General features: G+C 63.6%; 24 protein-coding genes. 17 read left to right on the forward strand and 7 right to left on the reverse strand.

Annotated features, from left to right (window positions below; translation table 11 throughout):
- From QZ266_RS06485 to QZ266_RS06495, 3 genes are all read right to left on the reverse strand, one after another.
- On the reverse strand, nt 1–2,150 hold a 2,150-nt coding region (locus QZ266_RS06485), incomplete at its 3' end, for a S9 family peptidase (RefSeq protein ID WP_295692904.1).
- Nucleotides 2,151–2,254: 104 nt separating this feature from the next.
- Entirely contained in the window at nt 2,255–2,662 is a 408-nt protein-coding gene (gene msrB / locus QZ266_RS06490) for a peptide-methionine (R)-S-oxide reductase MsrB (RefSeq protein WP_295692906.1), read from the reverse strand.
- The gene (locus QZ266_RS06495) at nt 2,646–3,968 is read right to left on the reverse strand and encodes an MFS transporter (protein WP_295692909.1); all 1,323 of its coding nucleotides are present in this window, start codon (nt 3,966–3,968) and stop codon (nt 2,646–2,648) included. Before QZ266_RS06495 ends, msrB begins: the two co-directional genes overlap by 17 nt.
- Nucleotides 3,969–4,096: 128 nt before the next feature.
- Here QZ266_RS06495 and QZ266_RS06500 point away from each other — a divergent pair, with 128 nt between their 5' ends.
- The 15 genes from QZ266_RS06500 (at nt 4,097) to QZ266_RS06570 (ending at nt 15,985) form a co-directional block, all read left to right on the forward strand.
- Nucleotides 4,097–4,528 (forward strand): DoxX family protein, encoded by a 432-nt coding sequence (locus QZ266_RS06500; RefSeq protein ID WP_295692911.1) that lies wholly within the window; start codon nt 4,097–4,099, stop codon nt 4,526–4,528.
- Nucleotides 4,529–4,607: 79 nt separating this feature from the next.
- A complete protein-coding gene (locus QZ266_RS06505; RefSeq protein ID WP_295692913.1) occupies nt 4,608–5,699 on the forward strand; it encodes a DUF2336 domain-containing protein in 1,092 nt (363 codons plus the stop codon).
- A gap of 394 nt (nt 5,700–6,093) precedes the next feature.
- Entirely contained in the window at nt 6,094–6,600 is a 507-nt protein-coding gene (locus tag QZ266_RS06510; protein ID WP_295692916.1) for a Na+/H+ antiporter subunit E, read from the forward strand.
- Nucleotides 6,600–6,917: a monovalent cation/H+ antiporter complex subunit F gene (locus QZ266_RS06515; RefSeq protein ID WP_295692918.1), complete on the forward strand. Its 318-nt coding sequence runs from the start codon at nt 6,600–6,602 to the stop codon at nt 6,915–6,917. The genes QZ266_RS06510 and QZ266_RS06515 overlap by 1 nt, the downstream gene beginning before the upstream one ends.
- Entirely contained in the window at nt 6,914–7,285 is a 372-nt protein-coding gene (gene mnhG / locus QZ266_RS06520; RefSeq protein ID WP_295692921.1) for a monovalent cation/H(+) antiporter subunit G, read from the forward strand. Before QZ266_RS06515 ends, mnhG begins: the two co-directional genes overlap by 4 nt.
- Nucleotides 7,282–7,851: a DUF4040 domain-containing protein gene (locus QZ266_RS06525; RefSeq protein ID WP_295692924.1), complete on the forward strand. Its 570-nt coding sequence runs from the start codon at nt 7,282–7,284 to the stop codon at nt 7,849–7,851. The genes mnhG and QZ266_RS06525 overlap by 4 nt, the downstream gene beginning before the upstream one ends.
- A gap of 2 nt (nt 7,852–7,853) precedes the next feature.
- Nucleotides 7,854–8,312, forward strand: a complete 459-nt coding sequence (locus QZ266_RS06530; protein ID WP_295692926.1) for a Na(+)/H(+) antiporter subunit B — start codon at nt 7,854–7,856, stop codon at nt 8,310–8,312.
- A gap of 2 nt (nt 8,313–8,314) precedes the next feature.
- A complete protein-coding gene (locus QZ266_RS06535) occupies nt 8,315–8,818 on the forward strand; it encodes a cation:proton antiporter subunit C (RefSeq protein ID WP_295692929.1) in 504 nt (167 codons plus the stop codon).
- Nucleotides 8,818–10,341 carry a monovalent cation/H+ antiporter subunit D family protein gene (locus QZ266_RS06540; RefSeq protein ID WP_295692932.1) on the forward strand — a complete coding sequence of 508 codons (1,524 nt, stop codon included), beginning with the start codon at nt 8,818–8,820 and terminating at the stop codon, nt 10,339–10,341. The genes QZ266_RS06535 and QZ266_RS06540 overlap by 1 nt, the downstream gene beginning before the upstream one ends.
- A gap of 4 nt (nt 10,342–10,345) precedes the next feature.
- Nucleotides 10,346–11,827, forward strand: a complete 1,482-nt coding sequence (locus tag QZ266_RS06545; RefSeq protein WP_295692935.1) for a proton-conducting transporter membrane subunit — start codon at nt 10,346–10,348, stop codon at nt 11,825–11,827.
- Nucleotides 11,824–12,141: a hypothetical protein gene (locus QZ266_RS06550; protein WP_295692937.1), complete on the forward strand. Its 318-nt coding sequence runs from the start codon at nt 11,824–11,826 to the stop codon at nt 12,139–12,141. The genes QZ266_RS06545 and QZ266_RS06550 overlap by 4 nt, the downstream gene beginning before the upstream one ends.
- Nucleotides 12,138–13,865 carry a Na(+)/H(+) antiporter subunit D gene (locus QZ266_RS06555; protein ID WP_295692940.1) on the forward strand — a complete coding sequence of 576 codons (1,728 nt, stop codon included), beginning with the start codon at nt 12,138–12,140 and terminating at the stop codon, nt 13,863–13,865. Before QZ266_RS06550 ends, QZ266_RS06555 begins: the two co-directional genes overlap by 4 nt.
- Nucleotides 13,866–14,025: 160 nt before the next feature.
- Nucleotides 14,026–14,394 carry a helix-turn-helix domain-containing protein gene (locus QZ266_RS06560; RefSeq protein ID WP_295692943.1) on the forward strand — a complete coding sequence of 123 codons (369 nt, stop codon included), beginning with the start codon at nt 14,026–14,028 and terminating at the stop codon, nt 14,392–14,394.
- Nucleotides 14,391–15,104 carry a DUF6456 domain-containing protein gene (locus QZ266_RS06565; protein ID WP_295692946.1) on the forward strand — a complete coding sequence of 238 codons (714 nt, stop codon included), beginning with the start codon at nt 14,391–14,393 and terminating at the stop codon, nt 15,102–15,104. The genes QZ266_RS06560 and QZ266_RS06565 overlap by 4 nt, the downstream gene beginning before the upstream one ends.
- A 443-nt stretch (nt 15,105–15,547) precedes the next feature.
- Nucleotides 15,548–15,985 (forward strand): hypothetical protein, encoded by a 438-nt coding sequence (locus tag QZ266_RS06570; protein ID WP_295692949.1) that lies wholly within the window; start codon nt 15,548–15,550, stop codon nt 15,983–15,985.
- A gap of 331 nt (nt 15,986–16,316) precedes the next feature.
- Here the strand turns inward: QZ266_RS06570 and QZ266_RS06575 are convergent, their stop codons facing one another.
- The 3 genes from QZ266_RS06575 to QZ266_RS06585 form a co-directional block, all read right to left on the reverse strand.
- Nucleotides 16,317–16,736 carry a SufE family protein gene (locus QZ266_RS06575; protein ID WP_295692952.1) on the reverse strand — a complete coding sequence of 140 codons (420 nt, stop codon included), beginning with the start codon at nt 16,734–16,736 and terminating at the stop codon, nt 16,317–16,319.
- Between the two features lie 87 nt (nt 16,737–16,823).
- Complete coding sequence (locus QZ266_RS06580; RefSeq protein ID WP_295692954.1) at nt 16,824–17,138, reverse strand: hypothetical protein; 315 nt, start codon at nt 17,136–17,138, stop codon at nt 16,824–16,826.
- A gap of 229 nt (nt 17,139–17,367) precedes the next feature.
- Nucleotides 17,368–18,390, reverse strand: a complete 1,023-nt coding sequence (locus tag QZ266_RS06585; protein ID WP_295692957.1) for a hypothetical protein — start codon at nt 18,388–18,390, stop codon at nt 17,368–17,370.
- Nucleotides 18,391–18,581: 191 nt separating this feature from the next.
- Between QZ266_RS06585 and QZ266_RS06590 the strand changes: the two genes are divergently transcribed.
- On the forward strand, nt 18,582–20,321 hold the full coding sequence (locus tag QZ266_RS06590; RefSeq protein ID WP_295692959.1) for an ATP-binding protein: 1,740 nt from the start codon (nt 18,582–18,584) through the stop codon (nt 20,319–20,321).
- A gap of 412 nt (nt 20,322–20,733) precedes the next feature.
- On the opposite strand, the gene QZ266_RS06595 is transcribed toward QZ266_RS06590, so the two are convergent.
- On the reverse strand, nt 20,734–23,064 hold the full coding sequence (locus tag QZ266_RS06595; protein WP_295692962.1) for a DEAD/DEAH box helicase: 2,331 nt from the start codon (nt 23,062–23,064) through the stop codon (nt 20,734–20,736).
- A 443-nt stretch (nt 23,065–23,507) separates the two neighbouring features.
- On the opposite strand from QZ266_RS06595, the gene QZ266_RS06600 reads away from it, so the two are divergent.
- Nucleotides 23,508–24,638, forward strand: coding sequence for a Fic family protein (locus QZ266_RS06600; RefSeq protein ID WP_295692965.1), 1,131 nt, complete (start codon nt 23,508–23,510; stop codon nt 24,636–24,638).
- Nucleotides 24,639–24,930: the final 292 nt, after the last annotated feature.

The following is a 24,930-nucleotide window of genomic DNA, read 5'->3' on the forward strand; positions in this document are numbered from 1 at the left end:
AGGCCGACCGTCATCAGGGCGAAGGCCCAGTTGAGGGCGGTTTCGCGCAGGCTGTCGAAACGGCCGGAGGCGCCGCCATGGCCGGCCCCCATATTCATCTTCAGCAGGGTCAGGCCGTCATCGGTCCGGCGCTCGCGCAGGCGAGCGACGAATTTGGTCGGCTCCCAATAGGTCACGCGAGGGTCGGTGAGACCACCCGTGGCGAGGACGTGGGGATAGGCCATGTCCTGGATCTGGTCGTAGGGCGAGTACTCGATCATCGTCTGATAATCTTCCGCGCTCTCGATCGGATTGCCCCATTCCGGCCATTCCGGCGGGGTCAGGGGCAGTTCCGGGTCCGACATGGTGTTGATCACGTCGACGAAGGGAACCGCTGCAATGGCGCCGGCAAACAGGTCGGGCTGGAGATTGATCGCCGCACCGACGAGCAGGCCGCCGGCCGAACCGCCATAGGCAACAATCTGTCCGCGCGAGGTATAGCCGAGCTCTGCCAGGGCTTCGCCGGAGGAGACAAAATCACGGAAAGTGTTGATCTTGTTTTCCAGCTTGCCGTCCAGATACCACTGATAGCCATTGGCCATGCCGCCACGGATATGGGCGGTGGCATAGACCATGCCGCGATCCACCAGCGAGAGCGGGGTGACGCGGAAGGCGGCCGGAATGGTGATGCCGTAGGAGCCATAGCCATACAGCATCAGCGGCGCGCTGCCATCGATCGGCGTGTCGCGGTGATACAGGATGGTGACCGGGATCTGCGCGCCGTCATGGCCCTCGGCCATGATGCGGCGAACGACATAATCCTCCGGATTGTGACCGGAGGGCACTTCCTGGCGCTTCAGCAGCGTGCGTTCCTGGCTGCGCAGATTGTAGTCATACGTCTCTTCCGGCGTGGACGGGCTCTCATAGGAGAAGCGCAGCACATCGGTCGCGAACTCGTAACCGGCCGAGGCGCCCAGCGAATAGGCCTCCTCGTCGAAGTCGATATTATACTCCTCGCCGGTCGCATATTCATGCACGACGATACGCGGCAGGGCGTTTTCGCGCTCGACACGGACCTGCCAGTCGGCAAAGCCGATGACGCCATTGATCAGCGTGCCCGGACGATGGGGAATAAAGTCCTCCCAGTGCTCGCGGCCCGGATTGTCGAGCGGGGCCGAGACGATCTTGTAATCGACGGCGCCATCCAGATTTGTCCGGAAGTAGAAACGGTCGCTGGCTTCGGTGAGATAGTATTCAACGTCATCCTCGCGGGCCGCGACCAGCACCGGATCGGCAGCCGGATCATTGGCGTCGAGCAGGCGGATCTCGTTCGAGGTGTGCCCGCCGGCATTGATGACGATGTGATTATTGTTGTCGCTCAGACCGACCGAGACGAAATAGCCGTCATCGGGCTCCTCATAGATCAGCTCGGACGCCCCGCCATTGGCGGGCTGACGATAGACCCGCTTGGACCGGCCATTATCGTCGCGCCAGACCCAGTACAGCGTGGCGCTGTCATTGGCCCAGGTGAAATCGCCCGAGCTTTCGTCGGTCAGGGTCGCGACGATGGCGCCGGTGGCGACGTCCTTGACCCGGATCTCGTAATACTCGGAACCGCGCACATCGACGCCGAAGGCGACATAGCGGTGGTCGGGCGAGTGCTCCATGTCGGAGAAGTCGAGATAGTCGAAATCGGCCGCCTCGGCGTCGCCATCAACGAGGATTTCCTCCTCGCCGACCAGCTCACCGGTCTCCGGGTCGACCGCGCGGCGCGAGAAGACCGGATACTGGCCGCCCTCGCGATAGCGGGTGAAATAGGCGTAGTCGCCATCCCGCTCGGGGACCGAGCTGTCATCTTCCTTGATGCGGCCACGGATCTCCTGGAAGATTCGCTCCTGCAGTGCCTCTGTCGGTGCCATGACGGCGTCGAGATAGGCATTCTCCGCGTCCAGCAGCGCGCGGACATCGCTGTCCAGGACGTCCGGCTCGCGCATGACTTGCTGCCAGTTTTCGTCCTTGATCCACTGGTATTCGTCGACCCGGGTGAAGCCGACCTGTTCGATCGTGACCGGACGCTGCTCGGCGCGCGGGGCTTCAAGGCCCTGGGCCCGCGTGATCAGCGCGCCGTGAGTGTCGACGGTGGTGGTGGCGGCCGGATTGTCGGACGTCATGTCAGTCTCCTGGCTGCAGGCGACGAGTGCGAGACCGGCAAGTCCCACCCCCATTCGCCTGGCAAGCGGCATATAACGCATGTGAATTCCCTCATGTGTGCAGGCTAGTTCTCGCCGTCCTCGGGATGGAAGTCCAGCGCGCCGCCATTGGTGCAATAGCGCTGGCCGGTTGGCTGCGGTCCGTCCGGAAAAACATGGCCGAGATGGGCCCCGCAATTGGCACAATGGATCTCGGTGCGGGGCAGGCGCAGCTTGTAATCGGTCTTGGTCTCGACCGTGTCGCCGGCGAGCGGCTCCCAGAAGGAGGGCCAGCCGGATCCGCTGTCATATTTGGTCCTGGCGGCGAAGAGCGGCACGTCGCACACCTTGCAGTGATAGGCGCCGTCCCGCTTTTCCGCGTTGAAGGGGTGGGTGAAGGCGCGTTCCGTGCCTTCCTCGAAGGCGATGGCATAGGTATGCGGGTCGAGTCTGGCCTTCAGGGCCTCGATTTCGGCATCACTCAGTTTCGGCATCTTGGCGCTCCGGCTCGGCTTTGCGGTCCGGGCCGGTGAGCGTATGCGCCGACCCGCGTCTTACAGACAATATGGGCGTTGTCAGGCAGATGGCCACCAGGACGAGGCCGAGACCGACCATCGGGATCAGCGCGGACAGGTTCGGGCCCAGCTGTCCGACCACGATTCCCATCAGGACTGCGCCCGCCGGCATGCCGCCGAACAGGCCGAGCTGATAGACCGACATGACCCGTGCCAGCTTGTCCGGCGGGGCCTGTTCCTGGACGACGGAGCGTGACAGCGAGATGGCGACGCCGGCGCCCAGACCCCAGCCGAAGACCAACAGGTAAAGCGACCAGAAGGGCAGGTGGAAATAAAAGGCGCCGGTGGCCAGGACGGTGACGGCCTGGGCCAGGATGAGGGCGCGCCCCGGCTTCTCGATATGGCCGAATTTCACCAGGGCGACATTGGCGACCAGCGCGCCGACCCAGAAGGCGACCATCAGGCTGGCAATCTCCGGAAACCCGCCGCCATAGCTCTCGCGGATGATCAGCGGGATCAGGACCAGGAAGGCGCCGCCGACCACCAGGATGCCCAGCGCGATCATGATCAGCGTCATCGGCATCAGGACGGGCGAGGTGAAAACCGCCTTCACGCCATCGGCGAGGTCGGCCATCGGATGGGCGGTGGATGTGTCGCGCTTGGAACCCAGGCGCGGCAGGAAAGCTGCCGAGATGCCGCCTATGCACAGTCCCGCGGCTTGCATCAGGAAGAGGGCGCCGGGACCGGTATAGGCCGCGAAATATCCCACCGCCATGCCCGCGATCTGGGCGCCGAACTGGACCGCCGAGGCCATCACCACGGCGCGCTGCAACTCGATCCCGCCATGTCGGGTCCGGGCCGAGATGCGGACCACCGGATTGATCGCACTGTCGCGCGCCGGCATGACGAAACCGCCCGCCACGCCGATCAGCAGCGCGAAGCCGACCATGACCCAATAGGTCAGATGATCGGTCAGCAGCATCAGTCCCAGCGCTCCGGCCGAGAGACCGGCGAAGATGTAGAAATAGAAGACAATGCCGCGCCGGTCCTTGCGCTCGGCCAGCACGCCGGCAAAGGGCAGGAGCAGCATCATCGGTGCCGTCAGCGCCGCCTGGGCCAGGCCCAGCCGCTCCGGGCTTTCCTGCAGGGTGAAGGTGATGACACCGGGAAAGAGCGTGGTCTGCAAGCCGAAGCCGAAGAACCAGCCGGCGACGAGAACCAGATAGGCGCCGAATGGCGGCATGCGGAGCTTGCGATTGCCAGCGAGGGGGCGAAATACGGGCAAGGTGTGATCAGGTCTCTTGCGGACAGGAGGGCATCGGTTTCGTGAACCGGTGTGGTTTGTATTGCGCCTTGTCTAGCAACATGTTGGCTATAAGCAAATCAGTCCTTTTCAGAAGCGAGTCGTCGATCATGAAATTCCTCAAACCCGGCCTCGGCCTGCTCCTTGCCGCCTTCATGATTTTCATGGGGATCCAGAAATTCGGCGACGCCAATCCGATCTTCAGCCATCTCGCCGCCGAGTCGGGTTTTGAATTCTTCGAGCCGCAGGTGCGCCTGCTGACCGGCGTGCTGGAAATGCTGGCGGCCATATTGCTCGCAGTCGGCGTCTTCCTGAAGCGGTTTGAGGGATATGGCGCGCTGCTCTCGCTCGGTGTTATCGGTGGCGCGATCGTCTTCCACCTGACGCCCTGGCTCGGCATCAATGCGCCGGTCGCCTTCGCTGATGGCGGTGGCTATGTCTACTCGCCCATGCTGTTCGGCATGGCAGTGGTGTTCGGCGCGCTGTCGGCCGTGCTGGTCTGGATGGACAAGGACAAGCTCCCGATCATCGGCAAAGCCTGACATGCAAGGCTTTCGCCCTACGTTTCATTAACGTGAAGGCCTCATCCTCTGGGTCAGACCGGATCTGACAGGCCCTATCATGGCGAATGCCGAACCCTTTGATCTCAGCGAGCCCGTCACGCCGCGCACCCGTGCCATCCTGGCCAAGCGGCTGGCGGACATTGTCGGCTTGCCGTCCAGCCGCATCACCCCGCGTGAGCGCTGGATTGTGGGCGATCTGCTGTTTGATGTGATCCGGGCCAGCGATATCGACCTGCGCAAGCGTTGTGCAAAACGACTCGCAGTCCTGTCCGACGCGCCGCACCGGCTGCTGCGCACGCTCGCCTGTGACGAATACGAGGTGGCCGAGCCCATCCTTGAAGAGTGCCAGGCCCTGTCTGATTTCGACATGATGGAGGTGGCGCGGGTCGGCAAGCTCCAGCATCGCCTGACCCTGGCCAAGCGCGAAAACCTCTCCGCGACTGTCTCTGCCGCCCTGGCCGCCGGCGGGGAGCTCCCGGTGATCGAGCGCCTGCTGCGCAACAAGACCTCAGTCCTGGCCATGCCGACGGTCGACCATCTGGTCGGGATGGCCGCCGAAGAGACCGGTCTGGCACAGCTTCTGATCCGCCGCGAGGAAATGCGTCCGACCCAGGCCTTTCGCCTGTTCTGGGCCTGTGAGCACATCGATCGCTTCCAGATCCTCGAACGCTTCGCGGTTGACCGGACCATCCTGATCGACGCCTCCGAGGATATTTTCCCGATGGCTGCCGCGGAGGATTGGTCCGACCCGATGGTGACGCGCATCCTGCGCTATATCGATCGCCGCCAGCGCAATCGGGAAGCCGCCGAGTTGAGCCCCTATGGCTCCCTGGAAGGCACGCTGGAAGCCATGGCGATGGACGGCGCACTGCCGGAAATCATCACCGAGATCTCGACCCTGGCCAATGTCGATCGCCGCCTGGTCCTGCAGATGGTCGATGATATGGCGGGCGAGCCGGTGGCGATCCTGTGCAAGGCGACGGGCATGAAATGGCCCAGTTTCGAGAATTTCTGGCGCGGCCTCGGTCGCTCGCCGACCAGTGAGCCGGTCGAGCAGGCCCGCAAGGTCTATGACAGTCTCTCGGTCGAAAAAGCCCAGACGGTGCTGCGCTACTGGAACCTGTCGATGGAAGACAAGGGCGGCAAGTAACGGCCGGCCGCCGGCCCGTTTCCTTGATCGTGCGGGGTTGGGGCCGGGATGGGACCGGTGGTCCGCAGCGGCGAAACCGGTGACACCACCAGACCCGCCGCACAACACCGAATCTTCGCGTGACGGCGATATCGGGCGTGCCGATTTGCTGACGACACAGGCTGTCGACGCACGGATGCGTCGCCCTTGCGGCCATCGCCGGCCCGGATTTTGGTCCAGCCGGGGCGATGGAGGGACGGGATCGCGCCTGTAGCGCCCGTCACGACCGGAGCCATGCCAGCCGCAAATACCCCTACTGCAAATGCGTCTGCATCTTCCCCGCCGCTTTATCTGGTCAAGACTCGTCTGAGAAGCTAATTACCGGGGCACAAGCGTTATCGCGCGGGGAGTTTCCATGTTCTATGGCATCAGCCTGACCGCCATTCTGGTGGCGCTCTGGCTCACCTTGTCCGGACCCTTCACCCTGTCGGGGAATTACCCGATCGTCATGGGTCTGGGCGTTATCAGCATTATCGTCACGGTGGCACTGACCTACCGCATGCGGATCGTCGATCGCGAGACCGTTCCGGTCGGGCCGGCCGTTCCGCTCTTTGCCTATTGGGGCTGGCTGGGCGGCGAGATCGTCAAGGCCAATCTGGCGGTGCTGCGTCTGATCATGAAGCCTGAAATCGAAGTCGAGCCTCGCCTGGTGCGCGTCTCTGCCGAACACCGCTCCGAGCTGGGCCTTTGCGTCTTCGCCAATTCGATCACGCTGACACCGGGCACGGTGACCGTGGATGTCGAGGGTGACGGCTTCCTCGTTCACGCGCTGGACAATTCCTTCACCGATCCGGCCGGATTCGCGGAGATGGGCGCACGCTCCGACACCGCCTCTGACGGCAAGAAGACGGGAGCCGGCTGATGACTTTCCTGACTTTCCTCGTTGCCATCGGCATGGCCGTGGCTATGGCCACCATGCTGGCCCGCCTGTTTGCCGGACCGACCCTGTATGACCGCGTGCTGGCCGCCAATTCCTTCGGCACCAAGACCGTGCTCTTCCTGCTTGTCTTTTCCGCCCTCGTCGGGCGCCAGGACGCCATCGATATCGCGCTGCTCTATGCCTTGATCAATTTCGTCGCGACCATCGCGATCCTGAAATTCTTCCGCTATCGCTCGCTGGAAATCGCCCTGGCCCAGATGTCCCTGCGCAAGGCCCTGGACGGGGAGTATGAGAAATGAGTGCGGCCGAGATTTTCCAGCACGCCCGCGACGCCTTCTCGATCGGGGCCATGGCCGTCGGCCTGGTCTTCGTGATTGCCGGCGCCATCGGCGTGATGCGACTGCCTGACTTCTACACCCGCATGCACGCCGCCGGTGTCACCGATACGCTGGGCGCCGAGCTGATCATTGTCGGTCTGATGGCCCAGGCCGGTGACTGGCAGACCGCCGCCAAGCTGGCCCTGGTCGGCCTTCTTCTCTTCCTGACCAGTCCGACCGCGACCCATGCCATCGCCAATGCGGCGCACCGGGCCGGGCAGAAGCCGGACCTGTCGCACTTCAAGCCGAAACACCCGGCCGATGCCGGTTCGTCGGAGGGGCAGAAATGAACCACGCCGATCTGACCCAGTATCTGGACTATCTGCTGATCGCGATGTTGCTCGCGGTCGGTTTCGCGATTGTCCGCCTGCGTAATCTGTTCGCCGTGGTGATGCTGACCGGGGTCTATTCCCTGCTTTGCGCCGCCTGGTTCGTGTCGCTCGACGCGGTCGATGTGGCCTTCACCGAAGCCGCTGTCGGCGCCGGCATCTCGACCGTGCTGATGCTCGGCGCGATGCTGCTCACCGCACGCGAGAGCGAGCCGGCCGGGGTCGGTCGCCACTGGGCTGCCTTCGTGGTGGTCGCGGCTGCCGGTGCGGCGCTCTTCTTCGCCATCCCGGACATGCCGGTCTATGGCGACCCGGAAAGCCCGGCCAATGCCTATGTCGGACGGGACTATCTCGAACAGGTGCCGCACGACATCTCGATCCCGAATGTGGTCACGGCCGTCCTGTCCAGCTATCGCGGCTTCGATACGCTGGGTGAGGTCGTGGTGGTCTTCTCTGCCGCGCTCGGCGTGATGTTGCTGCTGGGCTTCGGGACCGGCGCGCGCCGCCGTGAAGAGGAGGAGGATTGATCATGTCTCCGCATCTCATTCTCCAGGTCGTTGCCAAGCTGCTGATTCCGCTGATCGTGGTCTTCGGCTTCTATGTGCAATTCCATGGCGAGTACGGCCCGGGCGGCGGCTTCCAGGCCGGTGTCATCATCGCGGTCGCCGTCATCCTCTACGCACTGATCTTCGGCATCGACGCGGCCCGCCGGACAGTCCCGCCTGTCGTGGTCCGCTTTGGCGCGGCGCTTGGTGTGCTGATCTTTGCCGGGGTCGGGGTCGCCACCTTGTTCATGAACGGGGCCGGCGAGCCGCTCAATTATCTCGATTACGATGCCCTGCATCCCGACCAGGGTCACCATACCGGCCAGCACTACGGCATTATCCTGATTGAAATCGGGGTGTTGACCACGGTCGCCTCGGTGATGCTGGCGATCTTCTATGCCTTTGCCGGCCGCGTGCCGGATATTCCGGACGAGGAGTGGTAGCCATGCTGGAAATCCTCGCAGAACGCTTCAACTACATCCCGATCATCATCCTGATGATGATCGGTCTCTATGTGGTTATCGCGACGGGCAATCTGATCAAGCGGCTGGTCGGTCTGTCGATCTTCCAGACCTCGGTCTTCCTGCTCTACATCACCATCGGCAAGGTGTTTGGCGGCGCGCCGCCCATCCTCGAGACCTACAAGGTTGATGAGGGCTATGGCCATGGCGGTGACGCGGACGGTTATGGCGCGGCCGAGGCCGGCCATGCGGCTGATGCCGCTGCCGATCATGCCGAACCGGCAGTCGATGCGGCGCATCAGACGGCTGAGCTGCTCTACTCCAATCCCTTGCCGCACGTGCTCATCCTGACCGCCATTGTGGTCGGGGTCGCGACGCTGGCAGTGGGCCTGGCCCTGGTGGTTCGGATCCGCGAGTCCTACGGGACGATCGAGGATGATGCCCTGAATGCCGCCGATTACTCGCTTGAATCCGGGAGCGCCGAATAATGCAGTTTCTGGCTGACTTCCTGCCGGCCGGCGTGGCCATGCACGCCCCGGCCCTGATTGTCGTCATACCGCTGATCACAGCGGCCGTGGCGGCCCTGATGCCGAATGGCCGGGTCGCCTGGATCGTGGCCCTGGTCACCGCCGCGGCGGTGGCCCTGTTGTCGCTGAACCTGCTTGGTCAAGTGGCTGTCGAGGGCGTGATTTCCTATCATATGGGTGGCTGGGCGCCGCCGCTCGGGATTGAGTATCGCGTCGACATGCTCAATGTCGCCTTGCTGCTCCTGGTCGGCTTTGTCGGCCTGTTATGCGTGTTCTACGCCCTGCCGAGCGTCGCCGACGAGATCGCCGAGAACAAGCAGGCGCTCTTCTATTCCGCCTTCCTGGTCTGCTTTACCGGCCTGCTCGGCGTGACCATTACCGGCGACGCCTTCAACGTCTTCGTCTTCCTCGAGATCTCCTCGATCTCGACCTATGTCCTCATCGCGATGGGGGCCGGCAAGGACCGGCGGGCGCTGACGGCCAGCTATAATTACCTGATCCTCGGTACGATCGGGGCCACCTTCTTCGTCATCGGCGTCGGCTTCCTCTACATGGCGACCGGCACGCTCAACATGGCGGACATGGCAGAGATCCTGGCGGAGAACGGGCATAACCGGGTCAGCCAGGCGGCTTTCGCCTTCATCGTGGTCGGCCTTGGCTTGAAGGCGGCGATGTTCCCGCTGCATGTCTGGCTGCCCAATGCCTATGCCTTCGCGCCGAATTTCGTCACTGCCTTCCTCGCCTCGACGGCGACCAAGGTGGCGTTTTACGCGCTGATCCGCTTCCTGTTCTCGGTCTTCCATCCCGATGTCAGCTTCGTCGAAATGTCCTTCGTCTGGCTGTTCGCCGTGGTCGGGACTGTGGCCATGGTGGTGGCGTCCCTGCAGGCGGTCTTCCAGACCGATGCGCGGCGCCTGCTGGCCTACTCCTCGGTGGCCCAGGTCGGCTATATGATGCTGGGTCTGGGCATGGGCACGGCCTCGGGCCTGTCGGCCGGCCTCCTGCACCTGATGAATCACGCCCTGATGAAGGGGGCGCTCTTCATGGCGCTGGGCGCTTTCGCGCTGAATTTCGGCGTCCGCCGGATCAAGGATCTTGCCGGTATGGGCAAGACCATGCCGGCCTCGGCGATGGCCTTCACCATTGCCGGCCTGTCCCTCGTGGGCGTGCCCTTGACCGTCGGCTTCACCTCGAAATGGTATCTCGTCACCGCTGCGCTCGAGCGCGGCTGGTGGTGGGCTGTGGCGGCGCTGATGCTGTCATCCCTGCTGGCACTGGCCTATGTCGCCCGGCTCCTGTCGGCGATCTGGATGGACAGCCCGCCCACCCATCATGGTGAGCTGACCCAGCGTCGTCTCGCGCCCTGGATGGTGCTGGTTCCGATGTCGATCCTGGCGCTGGCCAATATCTATTTCTTCTTCCACGCCGACCCGCTGGTCTGGCTGGCCCGGTCCGCGGCCGAGGCCGTGATGGGAGGATCCTGATCTGATGTGGACGCCTGAACTCTCCCTCGCCCTCGCGCTCGCCATTCCGGCGATCGGCGGTGTCTTTGTGGCGCTGCTGGGCTCGCGCCCCAATCTGCGCGAAGCCGCGACCCTGATCGCGGCCGTGCTGCTGGCCTTCAATGTCGCCTATCTGGTGGAGGTGGCGCAGAGCCAGCCGACCCTGAACCTGGCGACGCTCGCACCCGGCCTGCACCTGGTCTTCAAGCTGGAACCGCTCGGCGCCGTCTTTGCCGCCGTGGCCTCGGGCCTGTGGATCGTCAATTCGCTGTATTCGATCGGCTATATGCGCGGCAATAACGAGAAGAACCAGACCCGTTTCTATGTCTGTTTCTGTATCGCCATCGCCGGTGCCATGGGCGTTGCCCTGTCCGGCAATCTGCTGACCATGTTCCTCTTCTACGAGGTCCTGACCCTGTCGACCTATCCGCTGGTCACGCACAAGGGTGATGCCAAGGCCAAGCGGGGCGGGGCGATCTATCTCTCCATCCTGCTGGGAACTTCGATCGGTCTGCTTTTGCCGGCGGTCATCGCCACGCATTTCCTGGCCGGCTCGACCGACTTCATGGCCGGCGGTCTGCTGGCGCTCAACGAGGTCACCCCGGCGATCTCCAGCATCCTTCTGGTGCTGTTCGCCTTCGGGATCGGCAAGGCGGCGCTGATGCCGGTTCATCCCTGGCTGCCCAATGCCATGGTCGCGCCGACCCCGGTCTCGGCCCTGCTGCACGCCGTGGCCGTCGTGAAGGCCGGCGTTTTCGCCATGCTCAAGGTCGGCACCTATATCTTCGGTCCGGCCCTGATCGCCATCACCCCGGCGGCCGATGCGCTGGCCTGGATTGCCGGTATCTCGATCGTGCTGGCCTCCGTGGTCGCCATGACCAAGGATAATCTCAAGGCACGACTGGCCTTCTCCACCGTCTCCCAGCTTTCCTATGTGACGCTGGGCGTGATGCTCGGCTCGCCGCTGGCCATGCTGGGCGGGGCGCTGCAGATCGTCATGCACGCCTGGGGCAAGATCACGCTCTTCATGAGCGCCGGTGCCATCTATACCGCGACCGGCAAGACCGAGATCTCGCAGATGGATGGTCTGGGCCGTTACATGCCCTGGCTTTTCGGTGCCTATACGGTCGGTGCCCTGTCGATCATCGGCCTGCCGCCGCTGGGCGGATCCTGGCCGAAACTCTTCCTGCTCCAGGGGGCCTGGGACAGCGGGCAGGGCTGGCTGATGGTGGCGCTGATCGCCTCCTCCATCCTCAATGTTGCCTATCTCCTGCCGCTCTCGGCGCGGGGTTTCTTCTCGCCGCCCGAACAGGCGCAATTGAAGCGGCAACCGCCCATGATGGTCATCCTGCCGCCGGTTATCACGGCGCTGGGCGTGATCGTGCTCTTCTTCCTCATCGGGCCGCTGCGCGATTATCTCGAGCCGGTCTTTATGTCGTCGACCCTTGCTGCGGAGGCCGCACTGTGAGCGATCCTAACGGCAAACATGATGAACTCATCCACCCGGCAGCCCGACCCTTCCTGTGGCTCGACGCGCCCTGGCTGAAATCCTCGATGATCTGGATCTTCCTGGTGGCGACACTGGGACTGGTGGCCGTCGATTTCGTCCATCACCGCCATGAATATGTCGAGCTGGCCGAGTTCTACGGCTTCTATGCGATGTGGGGCTTCGGTGCCTTTGTGCTCGCCGTGATGATCGGCTGGTGGGTGATCCGCGGCCTTCTGGGCCGCCCGGAGGACTACTGGGACGGCGACAATACCGATGAGGAGGGTCAGTCATGATCGAAGCCCTCTACGATGTGTCCCCGGCCTGGCCGGTCATCATTGCCGGCCTCCTGGCAGCGGCTTTCCCGATGCATTATGTGCGCAAGGGCCTCGCCCTGATTGCGCCGGTCCTGGCCGTCTTCCTCTGGTTCAATGCCCCGTCCGGTGACCATCTCGGCGGGATTATCGAACTGGGTGGTTTCACGCTGGAAACCTTCCGCTTTGACGGCTTGTCGCGGATCTGGGGCCTGATCTTCATCATCGCCGCCTTCATCAATGCGCTCTACGGCCTGCATGAGAAGGACCGGATCGCCGATGCGTCCGGACTGATCTATGCCGGTGCCGGCCTTGGTGCCGTCTTTGCCGGCGACCTGCTTTCGCTCTTCTTCTTCTGGGAGCTGACGGCGATCTCCTCGGTCTTCCTGATTTGGGGTGCGCGCAACCAGGCTGCCTACAAGGCCGGCCTGCGCTATCTGGCCATCCATGTCCTGTCCGGCGTGCTCCTGCTCACCGGTGCGGTGATCCGGGCCAGCGAGACCGGCAGCTGGGCCTTTGACGAGAGCCTGTCCATCGAGACGCTGGGCGGATTCCTGATCTTCATCGCCTTCGGCATCAAATGCGCCTTCCCCTTCCTGCACAACTGGCTGCAGGACGCCTATCCCAAGGCGACCATTACCGGCGCGGTCGTGCTGTCGGCCTTCACCACCAAGCTGGCCGTCTATGCGCTGGCGCGTGGCTATGCCGGGACCGAGCAGCTGATCTGGATCGGGGCCGTGATGACGGCCTTCCCGGTCTTCTTCGCCGTGGTCGAGAATGACCTGCGCAAGGTGTTGTCCTATTCGCTGAACAATCAGCTGGGCTTCATGGTCGTGGGCATTGGTGTCGGCACCGAGCTGGCGATCAATGGCGCCGCGGCACACGCCTTCGTCCACATCATCTACAAGGCGCTCCTCTTCATGAGCATGGGCGCGGTTCTGCTGCGTGTGGGGACGGTGAAGGCGTCGGAACTGGGCGGCCTGTTCAAGTCGATGCCGGCGACCACGATCTTCTGCCTGATCGGGGCCGCCTCGATCTCGGCCTTCCCGCTCTTCTCCGGCTTTGTCGCCAAGGCGCTGACCCTGGCCGCCGTGGCCCAGGAAGGCCATTGGATGGTCTGGCTGGTCCTGGTCTTTGCCTCGGCCGGTGTGCTGGAGCATTCCGGTATCAAGATCCCGTATTTCGCCTTCTTCAGTCATGACCGTGGCCATCGCGTCCGCGAAGCACCGGTCAACATGCTGATGGCGATGGGGATTGCGGCCCTGATCTGCATCTATGTCGGGATCAATTACGGTGTGCTCTACGAGCTCGTGCCCTTCCCGGAGGCGGCGCTGTATTATCAGCCCTATACCTTCGACCATATCGTCGGGCAGATGCAGCTCCTGCTGGGGGCGATGTTCGCCTTTGCTTTCCTGGTGCGGATGAAATGGTATCCGGACGAGAAGCGGGGGGTGAATCTGGACACGGACTGGATCTATCGCCGCTTCCTGGCCAATACGCTCACCTGGGGCCATGCCATGTTCGGCCGTTTCTGGGCTTCGATCAGCAATCTGGTAAGCGGTGTGAAGAGCCGGACGGGTGGAAAACTCTTTGAGGTTTTCAGTCCTATTGGTGCCCTCAGCCGGGATATCCCCAGTGGATTGCTGGCGATCTGGACCAGTGCGCTCTTGGCCATCGTCCTGCTGATCGCCTATCTCTCTCCATAAGTTTCAAGGGCTTGTGACGGATTGGAGGGCGCAACCCGCAAAGGTTGCGCCCTCTTTCTTTGCACCGCAAATAGGAATATTATCCCCACCTGGGTGTAGCCATCTTAGCATCACGTCGGTCGCGGCCATCGGGGCGCCGCGGAAAAACGGGAGTGCACGGATGAGCCGTATCATGTGCAAACTGGAAGAGGATGTCGCTAGAGCGCGTCTGGCCCAGAGCGCCGTCGCCTATGCCTTCGGTGTTTCGCAACGCGAACTCGAAGCGCCAACCCGCCGCTCGCGCGAAGCCGCGCTGGCGCGTCAGGCGGCGATGTATCTCGCCCATGTCGCCTTCGAGCTGTCGCTGAGCCGGGTCGCGCTCGCCTTCGGACGGGATCGATCGACCGCCGCCCATGCCTGTCACCGCATAGAAGACCGCCGCGATGACCGTGCCTTTGATGATTATATGGATGCCCTGGAAGCATCCCTGCGAACCGCACCGCGCCTCAGTGGGCTGCAGCGTCTGGCCGGCCTGGAGCGTCTGACATGAGTGCGCCGCGCTGGATGCGGGCTCTGGCAAGGCCGGACGCCCGGCTTGCGCCGCCCGGCGATGTCGAGGCCCGTGCTGTCGTGCTGCCCGGCGGGGATCGTCGCCGCCGCCCCACCGCCCGGATCTCGGCGGCGCGCTTTGTCGAAGCGATGCAGTGCGGCTGGCTGGCCCGGCGCGAGAATGGCCTGGTCCTGTCCGCCGACGGGCAGGCGGCGCTGAAGGCCGGGACACGCGGCGAGGAGCCCGATCCCGCCGACCGTCATCGCGAGATGGAGGCCCGGCCGGTCATGGATCGTGACGGGCAGGTGCGGACCGCGAAAGCCAATCGCCGGGAAGGTCCGCTCGGGCCCTGGCTGGACGGGCTGGAACCGCATCAACGCCAGGCCGGCGAGCGCTTCATCCGGGATTATCACGGCTCCACCCTGATGAGCCCGGTCACCCGCAACTGGTCGCCCACCGCGCAGCGCCGCAGCGAGGGTCATCGCAAGGGGCCGGAGGATGCTGCCTTGAGCGCCATCGCCGCCAAGGAGCGCGTCATGGACGCGCAGGACAAGCTGGGTCCGGCCTTCGCAAGCGTCATTGACGCCGCCCTGGTGCGCGAGGAAAGCGCCGCCGCTCTGGAACGCCGCTTCGGCTGGGCAGCGCGGTCGGGCCGGACGGTGCTGGGTCTGGCGCTGACGCGGCTGGCCGAGATCTATCGGCTGGTTTGAGGGGGGAGGCGGTCTCATCAAACCGTGTCATCCCCGCCGGATGGCCTGCGAAGGCAGGCCGCAGAGCGGGGACCTAACTGCTCGAACACCTGGGTCCCTGACTTGCGCCCGGCCTGCGCCGGGCGTCCATCAGGGATGACAAGCGTAGGCGTGAAGCGGGCGCGTGCGCTGCCCACCAAACTATTTTTCCCGGGCGAAGACCCGGGACCGACGAAACTTTCCGACAAGCGATGAGTCCTCCGTAGGTCCCGGATCGCGCCAGGGCGCGTTCGAGAACAATGGAAGGGTGAAATCATGGTGTGGCGCTCGCGGCGCCCGCCCCCCATGCCGGTTCTACCCGTCACATTTTTTATGGCCGATGAAGTCCAGTAAGTGCAATCTGGACGACTCCCGTGCTGTGCCATAAACTACTATCAGAGGTGGATTATATAGAGGCGAGATAGATGGTTGTTCGAAGTGCGTTGGGCGCCTTGATTTTCCTCCTGGTTATGGCGTTGCCCGTTCTGGGCCGAGTTGCGACAGGTCAGGACCCGGCGGAGGCAGTGTTCAGCTGGCTAACGCCTTTGGCGCTCGGCCTAGCGCTCTTGCCAACGCACCCAAACCTCGCGCGGCTCATTCTGTGGAGTTTCGGTTTTGTAACCGGTTTGACCTTGATCGTTGTTTCTGTGCTTGCGGTCATGATGTTTGCGGCGTCCTCTTCAGACCTTACTGTTGGACATTATATCAGTGAGATCGGAACTGGTTTCGGGGCGCTCATTCAGATTGCCTGCGCTCTTTTTGTTGTTCCGATCCTACTCGTTAGAGACCGCCGATTGTCGTCCGGTTCAGATATCTTGAACATCGATGCTGGCCGCTTCGTCCGCGGTGGTGAGTCCGGGTAGGCTTGGTCGGTACTGGTCGGGCTGCCGTGACTGGTTTGAGGGGGGGTGCGGTTTCTTCCATTTCCCCACGACCCAATTTTTCCCGGGCGAAGACCGGGGACCAACGAAACTTTCCGGCAAGCGATGAGTCCTCCATAGGTCCCGGATCGCGCCAGGGCGCGTTCGAGAACAATGGAGGGTGAAATCAAGGTGTGGCGCTCGCGGCGCTCTTGAGCCGGAAAACCGGATACGGCCAGCTGGCCGACACGTGATGTCTGGATCGATGCGAGGCGCGCCTCGCAGGCGGGACGCAGACCAGGGGCAGATCAGGGGTGGCAGGCGGCCCGGCCTCCTAAATCTCCGCGGCCTCGCCCCGGATCCGCCCGATCATCGAGGCCAGCCCGTTCGAGCGTTGCGGCGAGAGGTGTTCGGACAGGCCGATGCGGGCCAGGACATCGCGGGCGTCGACGGAGAGGATTTCCTCGCCCGTGCGGCCGGAATAGAGGCGGACCAGGAGGGCGGCGAGACCGCGCACGATATGGGCGTCGCTATCGGCCCGGAAGGTGAGGGTGTCGCCATCCTTGCCGGTGACCAGCCAGACCTGGCTCACACAACCCTTGACCTTGTTGACGTCGGTGCGCTCGGTCTCCGGCATGTCAGGCAGGGCTTTTCCCATGTCGATGAGATAGCGATAGCGCTGCTCCCAATCGTCCAGGAAGTCGAACTCGTCGACGAGGTCGTCGATCTCGGTTTGGATGTCTTGTGCCGTCATGTCAGCGCGGAGGTAGTGCGGGCGACGCGGCGTGGCAAGCCGCCAATGCGGTTTGCGGTCAGTTGTTCAGGGTCTGCGGGCGTTTGATCAGGACTTGGCGCGGGTCGGGGCGGGCGCAGGGCTGGCCGAGCGGGACCCGGTCTGATTGTCCTGGTGGTCCTCGATCGCATCACCGATCCGGGTCATGGCCATTTCACCCAGGAAGCTGCCAAGGCGGGCGGCTTCTTCACCGGCTTCACAGATCACTTCGTTTTCGGCGCACCATTCCGAGACCTTGGCGGATGCATCGATCCGGGTCTCAGCCGTATTGAAAGGCAGGTCCATAGCCTCGCCCGCAAAATCCTGCGGGACGAAGAAACTGACCACTGCCAACCAAAACGCGGCACGCAGCAAAAACATCATGTTCGACCTCATTGGTGACCGAAACCGGGTGTACCGGTCTCAATGCAGGATTGAGGCTAGGAAAAATTATCAGCAATAGCTAGCGAATGCGCGCCTTACCGGAAATGGTGTGCAAATTCGGCGCGCCGTTTTTGTGTAAAATTGTCAGCAAATTCGATCTTGTCTCTGATCGGCACACGTCTCGTTAAGGAATGCCCGTTTTCCGGCAATTGAAACGATCAAATTTGACTCAATTCGCATTGCTCGCGAGACAGCGGCTGACGTCCATGAGGGCGTGTTCGGCGATGCAGAAGCTGTCCTCATACATGAAATGGCCGGCGGCCACGCATTGCTGGAGGTCCAGACGGACCCAGGCCAGGCATCGTTCGACCACGGGATCGGCGAGCAGGGCATCGACCAGTTCATCGGTGCGGGCCGGATCATTATTGCCCAGCGATTGCAGCGCCGCGACCGAGAGGATGCGACCGATACGGTCGCGATCCGGGTCCGGTGCCGCTTCGCCGACCGTCAGGGAGAGTTGCGGCGCGATGGCGGGCGCAGCCGTTGGCGGCGCATCGTAATGATCGAACAGGGCCGAGGCGGGCAGACCGCTATCCAGCCCATTGGCGAGCGTCATCATGACTTCGTCGGACAGATTGATCGGGTCGCGACCCATGATCGACAATTCTGCAAGCCGGTCGGTCCGGTCACCATGGCTGCGATTGGCCCAGCGCTCGCCCTGCAGTTCATAGGCGGCGGCGCGATAGCGTTGGGAGACTTCCAGGATTTCGGCATTGTCCCGGGCCAGGGCCTCGACGACCGAGTCCTGGGCGTCCTCCGAGGAGGCAAAGCTGGTGGCATAGGTCGGATCATAGATCAGACCCGTCATCGCGGCTTCCGGACCGTAATAGTCGGCCAGCTCGCGGACCTCGTCGATATATTCGGGATGACGCGCGGCGATGATGGCGGCATAGGCAATCCAGGCGCGAACCAGGCGTTCCTCGCCATAGAAGGCGGTCAGCCGGTTCATCGCCTCATCGAGATCCGCGCCGGAGCCGATCGGCGCCGAGTGGAGATCCGAGATGACGCCGTGATAGGCGGCATATTCGCCGGCTGAGCGCTCGATCAGCGTGGGGTCCGCGGCGGGCTGGTCCAGCTGCAGGACCGGCGCGGCAGGCGGTTGTGCCGGGGCCGTTTGATCCTGCCCCCCATCCTGAAGTGCCAGACTCATGCTCATGCTCAGCGCGCCCGTGGCGAGGAGAGTCGTCAACATTACGCAATGCTCCTTTGAACCCCCCTCATACTGCCTTGGCTGCGGCCTGCGTCCAAGGGGGATAGGCGGATGAATTATCACGACGCTTACCGGATGGGATGCGTAAACGGACAAAGTTTAAGATTCAGCATTTGTTAACGTCGAAGGCGAAGATTCCGATCAGCAATAAAAGCGAGTCGCATCGATTCGAAATGAAGCCGAAATCGCCTGCCATAACAGCCTGGTTCGCACGCCAAGGCGGGACACTCGTCAACCTCCTCTGGCTTGGCACGCTGGCGGCTGCCTTGCCGCGACTCTGGCCAATCCTTGACGGAACGTCGCTGGAAAAGGCCCTGCTGGTCGCAGCGGTTGCCGCACCGGCCCTGATTTCCTTCCTTCTCATCCCGCGCATGGAGCGTGCTTTCGAGCGCTTTTTGCTGGCCCTGGTCTGGACCGGCTTTGCGGTCGGCGTCACCCTGACCGGTGGCGGTGTCACCGGGATTGGCGTCCTGGCCTTCCTGCTGGCGCCCGCCATGGCCGCGGCTTGCGGTGAGCGCGACGGTGTCATCAAGGCCGCCGCCCAGTCCGGTCTCGCCGCGCTCGGCGTCGCTGGTCTTCACCTGACAGGTTTCATCGCACCGGCCCCGATGGCGGTCGAGCTGCACCTGCCCTTCGTTCTGGGCTGCGTCCTGACCCTGTCGACGGGTTTCGCCTTTGGCGCCCTGCGCGCGGTTCACGATGCCGACAAGGCCCGCGCCGAAGCCGAGCGTGGCCGTGTCCGGGCCAAGGCGTTTGATGCGTCACCCGTGCCGCTGGTCGCCTGCGACGCGGACGGCCATATTCTCGCAGCCTCGAAGGGCGTGCGCGATCTCTCACCCGGCCTGCCGCGCGACCTCTCCGGTCTGCCGCTCGCGGATCTGGGTTTTGATGAGGAAGACCGGGTCCAGCTCGCCGCATCGGGGCGCCGTGCCGCCCTGCGCGATGTCGAGGGCCAGCTTGTGGTTCGCGGTGTGCGCGGTCGCAGCGAAGACGTGCTGATCTCCACGCGCCCCATTCATGGTGGGTCGGTTATCGCCCTGGCCAAGGATAGCGGCCCGGCGCTGGAAGCCGCGCTGACCCAGGCGCGCAATGATCGCGATGCCGCCGAGGAAGAGGCCCGCGCCAAGAGCCAGTTCCTCGCCTCTGTCAGTCACGAGCTTCGCACGCCCCTGAACGCCATTATCGGCTTTTCCGACGTCATGAAGGCGCGCCTCTTCGGACCGCTGCCGGCGCGCTATGCCGAATACGCGGACCTGATCCATGAAAGCGGCCAGCACCTGATGGAGCTGATCGGCGACGTGCTCGACATGTCCAAGATCGAGGCCGATCGGTACGAGCTGGTTCGCGAGACTTTCGATATCGGTGAAGTGGTCAATCTCTCGGCCAAGATGATGCGCCTGCAGGCTGAAGAGGCCGGCATTAATCTCAAGATCAAGCGGCATGACGGCCCGCTCCTGGTTGATGGTGATCGCAAGGCCCTGCGTCAGATCCTGCTCAACCTCCTGTCCAATGCGGTCAAGTTCACGCCGGATGGCGGCGCGATCGTGGTCATGGCCCGGGCCACTGGCGGCCAGCTTGTGCTGGCAGTCGGCGATAGCGGTGTCGGGATTGATCCGGAAGACACCAGCCGTCTCGGCCAGCCCTATCAGCAGGCCGCCAATGCGCGTGACATCGAAAAGCGCGGCACCGGCCTCGGCCTGTCGCTGGTCCGCGCCCTGTCGGAATTGCATGGCGGCACGATGAATATCGCCAGCCGCAAGGGCGAGGGCACCACGGTGACCATCTCCCTGCCCATCCTCGCCGAGACCGCGGCCGAGATCGAAACCCATCCGGGCCTCGATGTCCGCCAGCAAATCCAGCGCGCGCAGGAAGTCGGCCAGGACATGACGACCGCGAAGGCGGATGTGGCTTAGGCGCTGAGTCTCGCGACTCGTCGGCACTTCAAACATTTCCACCGTCATCCCCGGCATGCCCGGGGAGCTCAGACCTTCTGTCGACGGGCTAGCACGGCTCACGCGGGCCGCTGCTGGGCGGCGATTGTTGAATGTCGGTGTGGGTATTCGAAGGCTGCGCCTCGCGCAGACCCGCCCTTACATCGCTTGTCAGCCAGCGCGCCAGACGCGGTTTGCGAGGTCAAGGGCGCGAAGCGCCGCTGCGCGGTTACACCCTTGAGCTCGCAAATCGCGTCTGGCCATCTCTCGGCAAGCGATGAATGGGGACGTGGGCGCTGGCGCGCCGTTTCTTGGCTCAAGGTACATGTCGTCATCCCTGATGGACGCCCGGCGCAGGCCGGACAGCCGACAGGGATGACAAGGTTTTGTGGCCTCAGCCCTTCGGTTTGCGCTTCAGTGTTGCGCCCTTCTCGAACGGCTTGGCGCCATCCTTCTTGAAGCCGGGCTTCTTGCCGGCGGGCTTGTCATAACCGCCGGCCTTCTTCTTGAAGCCACCGGCCGCCGGCTTGCGCTTGCGGGCCCAGGAGCTGTCCTCGCCCTTGTCGGGGCGGGCATTGGGATTGGTCAGGTCGCCGGCGGGGCGCGCCTTGGCAGCGGGACGGTCGTCATTGGATGAGGACGGCTTGTCGGTGCGCGGACGGCGCGGCTTGTCATCCTTCTTCCAGTCGGACTTGTCGGCCCGGGGCTTTTTCTCCCAGGGCTTCTCGTCGCCAGCGACCGGGCTGTCGGCACGCTCATAGTCCGGCTTCGGCTTGCCCTTGAAGGGACGGTCGCCGTCCGCCTTCTTGCCGTAGGGCTTCTTGTCGCCGAAGGATTTTTTCTCGCCATAGGGTTTCTTGTCGCCATAGGGCTTCTTGTCCCCATAGGGCTTTTTCTCGTACGGCTTCTTTTCGTAGCGCGGCTTGTCGCCAGAGCTGTCACCATCGCGCTCGCGCTGATCGTGCGGCTTGCGATCCTCATAGGCGCGCGGCGCGCTGTCATCGCGCTTGCGGCTGATCGGATAACCGTCGCTGTCGGTCTCGCGATGGCGACCCTTGTCGCGGTGACGCATTTTCGGCGTGCGGGCATCGGTCGGACCGTCATTGGGACCGGCGCGTTGCATCTCGGACCCGTCATCGGGTGAGACACGGATATTGTTCTCGCCGCCACCATTCTCGGCGAGGGCCTTGGTGAAGCGTTCGGCGTGCTCCGCATCGATCTCGAAACGGGTCTCGGTTTCGCCGATCTGAATGGCGCCGATCTCGCGCTTGGTGACATGACCGAGGCGACAGATCAGCGGCAGCAGCCAACGCGGCTCGGCCTTGGCCTTGCGACCGGCCGACAGGCGATACCAGACACTGGCCTTGAAATTCTCGCGTGGCTTGCGCTCGGGACGGTCATTCTGCGCTGCCGGGCCGGACAGGAGATCCTCTGCCGAGGGCAGGGTCGCCATGCGGGCGCGCAGGAAGGCAGCGGCCAGCTGTTCGGCGGTGAATTTCTCGAGCAGGGCGTCGGTATCGACCTTCATCGCCTCATCGACCTCATCGGTGAGGATCGGGTCAGCCATCAGGCGCTCGCGGTCGCGCGCACGGACATCATCCGAGCTCGGCGCCTCGGCCCATTCGGCCTGCAGCTTGGCGTCGCGCAGAAGACGATTGGCGCGGCCCCGGCGGGTGTGCGGCACGATGATCGCGCAGACGCCCTTGGCGCCGGCCCGGCCTGTCCGGCCCGAGCGGTGCAGCAGCACATCGGAATTGGTCGGCAGGTCGGCATGGATCACCAGTTCCAGACCCGGCAGGTCGATGCCGCGGGCGGCGACATCGGTCGCCACACAGACCCGGGCGCGGCCATCGCGCAGGGCCTGCAGGGCGTGGGTGCGTTCTTTCTGGGTCAGTTCGCCGGACAGGGCGACGGCGGCAAAGCCGCGATTGCCGAAGCGGGCCGACAGCCGGTTCACCGCTTCGCGCGTGGCGCAGAAGATGATGGCGCGCTCGGCATCGTAATAGCGCAGCACATTGATGATCGCATTTTCGCGATCGGACGGGGCGACCGACAGGGCGCGGTATTCGATATCGGCGTGCTGGCCGCGCTCGGAAACCGTCGAGATACGCAGGGCGTCTTTCTGGAAGCGGCGGGCAATATCGGCGATGGCGCGCGGCACGGTGGCCGAGAAGAGCAGGGTGCGTCGGCTCGCCGGCGCGGCGTCGAGAATGTATTCGAGGTCTTCGCGGAAGCCGAAATCGAGCATCTCGTCGGCTTCGTCGAGGACGACGGCCTTGAGCTGTGACATGTCCAGCGCGCCGCGTTCGATATGGTCGCGCAGACGCCCCGGCGTGCCGACCACGATGTGGCAGCCGCGCTCCAGCGCCTTGCGTTCGGCTCGCGGATCCATGCCGCCCACACAAGAGGCGATCTGGCCGCGCGCCTCGCCATAGAGCCAGGCGAGTTCGCGCTGGACCTGCAGGGCCAGTTCGCGCGTCGGCGCGACGATCAGGGCCATAGGCAGGTCGGGTGCGTTGAAACTGGTGTCGTCGCCGAGCAGGGTCGGGGCGAGCGCCATGCCGAAAGCGGCTGTCTTGCCCGAGCCGGTCTGGGCCGAGACCAGCAGGTCGCGCCCGTCGGCCTCTTCCGCGATCACGGCGGACTGGACTTCGGTGAGGGCAGAATAGCCCTTCTTCTCAAGCGCAGCGGCAAGCGCCGGCGCAATGCGGGGATTCAAGGTCATATAAAGCTGTTTCCAGTGCCAAAATGCCGGCCAAACCCATCAATGGCCGGGTTCCATCAGTGTCCCGGTAAGGACGCCGATAGGGCGACTGGCCGGAATAATCAGGGCTTTAGCACGATAGCAGCCGAAAAGGCCAATCGCGCGTCAGCAGGACGGGCATGCAGATGTGGGGGTGAGGGGCGACGGACACGGTCAGGGATCACCCTCACCGTCATCCCACGGTCGTGGCGAAGCCGCGATCCGGGGGACCTCAGCGCTTGGGGCGCGTGGTAAAGCGGTGAGGTCGGGGCCGGCACTGCGAACCTGTTAGCCGAGGTCCCCCGGATGCCCGCTTCGCGGCCACCGTGGGATGACGGTGGATGTTGGGGTGATGAGCCGATTATCTCGCCTAATCGGCTCATGAATTGTTTTTTTGTGAGCCGAATAAATGGTAGAAGCGGCTCATGAGGTATAATTGGCAACGAAAGGACTGGCCGAATTTCCGCTTTGACGTCGCGGAAATCCAGGGGCTTTTGTACGCGTTCGCAGAGAAGGCGGGGCGTGTGAGCGGGGCCCTTGGCGGTTTGTCGGCCTCCTTGCAAACTGAAACCATCATCGAATTGATGGTCGCCGAAGCGGTCAAGACCTCCGAGATCGAAGGCGAGTACATCAGCCGGCAGGATGTGCGCTCCTCCCTGATGAAGCATCTCGGAATCGGGCCGGTACCGTCAGACGTGCGTGATGGGCGCGCCAAGGGCGCGGCGCAACTCATGCTGCGTGTGCGCGAGGCCTATGCCGAACCGCTTGCCGCAGAGACGCTCTTTGACTGGCACACAGTGCTGCTGGGCGGTGTGGCTGACCCGAAGGCACTGAACGTTGGCACGTGGCGCGACAGTCCCGAGCCGATGCAGGTCGTCTCCGGTGCCTATGGCAAATGGACCGTGCATTATGAAGCGCCGCCGGCCGATCGCGTCCCGGAAGAAATGGCGCGCTATATCAGCTGGTTCAATGACAGCGCGCCGGGTGGGCGACAGGCCATCCAGCCCGGTCCGGTAAGGTCCGCCATCGCGCATCTCTATTTTGAAAGCATCCACCCGTTTGAAGACGGCAATGGCCGTATCGGTCGCGCCCTGTCTGAAAAAGCCCTGTCACAAGGGCTCGGGCGTCCGGTCGTGCTCAGTCTGTCGGACGTAATCGAGCAAGGGCGAAATGAGTATTACGATGCCCTGAAGCGCGCCCAGCGTTCCAGTGATGTCACCGAGTGGGTGCATTACTTCGTCAACACGATCGTGGACGCCCAGGCCCGGGCGGATGAGCAGGTTGGCTTCATCCTCGCCAAGGCACGCTTTTTCGATCGCCATGACGACGCGCTGTCGGAGCGCCAGAAAAAGACCTTGGTGAGAATGCTTGAGGCCGGACCCGGTGGTTTCGAGGGTGGCATGAATGCGCGCAAATACATGTCGATGACCAAGGTGTCGAAGGCAACGGCCACAAGGGATTTGCAGCACCTGACCGAGATCGGAGCCTTGCTGCCCGTCGGTGCGGGCCGAAGCGCCCGGTACGAGATCAATCTGGCCGCTGAGCTCCGCATATGATCCGCAAGTCTGTGCGCGCCGGGGACAGGTATAATTAGCGCGTCACACCGGCAGGCACGACCGCCGACAGCGCCATGTGTCAAATATACCTGTCCCCAATGTTGCCTTTGGCGCCGAGAGTTGCCAGGGACCTGTTATTGATCGCGCCCGCAGCGCACACCCCGCCATAAACCGCTTGCCGGGAGGTCGCCGTATCCGCTTCTTCAGGTCAAGGGCCCGTCGGGCCGCTTCGCGGTTTCACCCTTGAGCTGAAGAAGCGGATACGGCCTGCTGGCTGACACGTGATTTATGG

Origin of the sequence: uncultured Maricaulis sp., from assembly GCF_905480005.1 — a bacterium.
Taxonomy (GTDB): Bacteria; Pseudomonadota; Alphaproteobacteria; order Caulobacterales; family Maricaulaceae; genus Maricaulis.

What these genes read in the sequence shown, in the direction of transcription:
- msrB (WP_295692906.1), bottom strand. Translation starts at nt 2,662, where the DNA reads ATGCCGAAACTGAGTGATGCCGAAATCGAGGCCCTGAAGGCCAGACTC.
- QZ266_RS06500 (WP_295692911.1), top strand. Translation starts at nt 4,097, where the DNA reads ATGAAATTCCTCAAACCCGGCCTCGGCCTGCTCCTTGCCGCCTTCATG.
- QZ266_RS06505 (WP_295692913.1), top strand. Translation starts at nt 4,608, where the DNA reads ATGGCGAATGCCGAACCCTTTGATCTCAGCGAGCCCGTCACGCCGCGC.
- QZ266_RS06510 (WP_295692916.1), top strand. Translation starts at nt 6,094, where the DNA reads ATGTTCTATGGCATCAGCCTGACCGCCATTCTGGTGGCGCTCTGGCTC.
- QZ266_RS06515 (WP_295692918.1), top strand. Translation starts at nt 6,600, where the DNA reads ATGACTTTCCTGACTTTCCTCGTTGCCATCGGCATGGCCGTGGCTATG.
- mnhG (WP_295692921.1), top strand. Translation starts at nt 6,914, where the DNA reads ATGAGTGCGGCCGAGATTTTCCAGCACGCCCGCGACGCCTTCTCGATC.
- QZ266_RS06525 (WP_295692924.1), top strand. Translation starts at nt 7,282, where the DNA reads ATGAACCACGCCGATCTGACCCAGTATCTGGACTATCTGCTGATCGCG.
- QZ266_RS06530 (WP_295692926.1), top strand. Translation starts at nt 7,854, where the DNA reads ATGTCTCCGCATCTCATTCTCCAGGTCGTTGCCAAGCTGCTGATTCCG.
- QZ266_RS06535 (WP_295692929.1), top strand. Translation starts at nt 8,315, where the DNA reads ATGCTGGAAATCCTCGCAGAACGCTTCAACTACATCCCGATCATCATC.
- QZ266_RS06540 (WP_295692932.1), top strand. Translation starts at nt 8,818, where the DNA reads ATGCAGTTTCTGGCTGACTTCCTGCCGGCCGGCGTGGCCATGCACGCC.
- QZ266_RS06545 (WP_295692935.1), top strand. Translation starts at nt 10,346, where the DNA reads ATGTGGACGCCTGAACTCTCCCTCGCCCTCGCGCTCGCCATTCCGGCG.
- QZ266_RS06555 (WP_295692940.1), top strand. Translation starts at nt 12,138, where the DNA reads ATGATCGAAGCCCTCTACGATGTGTCCCCGGCCTGGCCGGTCATCATT.
- QZ266_RS06560 (WP_295692943.1), top strand. Translation starts at nt 14,026, where the DNA reads ATGAGCCGTATCATGTGCAAACTGGAAGAGGATGTCGCTAGAGCGCGT.
- QZ266_RS06565 (WP_295692946.1), top strand. Translation starts at nt 14,391, where the DNA reads ATGAGTGCGCCGCGCTGGATGCGGGCTCTGGCAAGGCCGGACGCCCGG.
- QZ266_RS06570 (WP_295692949.1), top strand. Translation starts at nt 15,548, where the DNA reads ATGGTTGTTCGAAGTGCGTTGGGCGCCTTGATTTTCCTCCTGGTTATG.
- QZ266_RS06575 (WP_295692952.1), bottom strand. Translation starts at nt 16,736, where the DNA reads ATGACGGCACAAGACATCCAAACCGAGATCGACGACCTCGTCGACGAG.
- QZ266_RS06580 (WP_295692954.1), bottom strand. Translation starts at nt 17,138, where the DNA reads ATGATGTTTTTGCTGCGTGCCGCGTTTTGGTTGGCAGTGGTCAGTTTC.
- QZ266_RS06585 (WP_295692957.1), bottom strand. Translation starts at nt 18,390, where the DNA reads ATGTTGACGACTCTCCTCGCCACGGGCGCGCTGAGCATGAGCATGAGT.
- QZ266_RS06590 (WP_295692959.1), top strand. Translation starts at nt 18,582, where the DNA reads ATGAAGCCGAAATCGCCTGCCATAACAGCCTGGTTCGCACGCCAAGGC.
- QZ266_RS06595 (WP_295692962.1), bottom strand. Translation starts at nt 23,064, where the DNA reads ATGACCTTGAATCCCCGCATTGCGCCGGCGCTTGCCGCTGCGCTTGAG.
- QZ266_RS06600 (WP_295692965.1), top strand. Translation starts at nt 23,508, where the DNA reads ATGAGGTATAATTGGCAACGAAAGGACTGGCCGAATTTCCGCTTTGAC.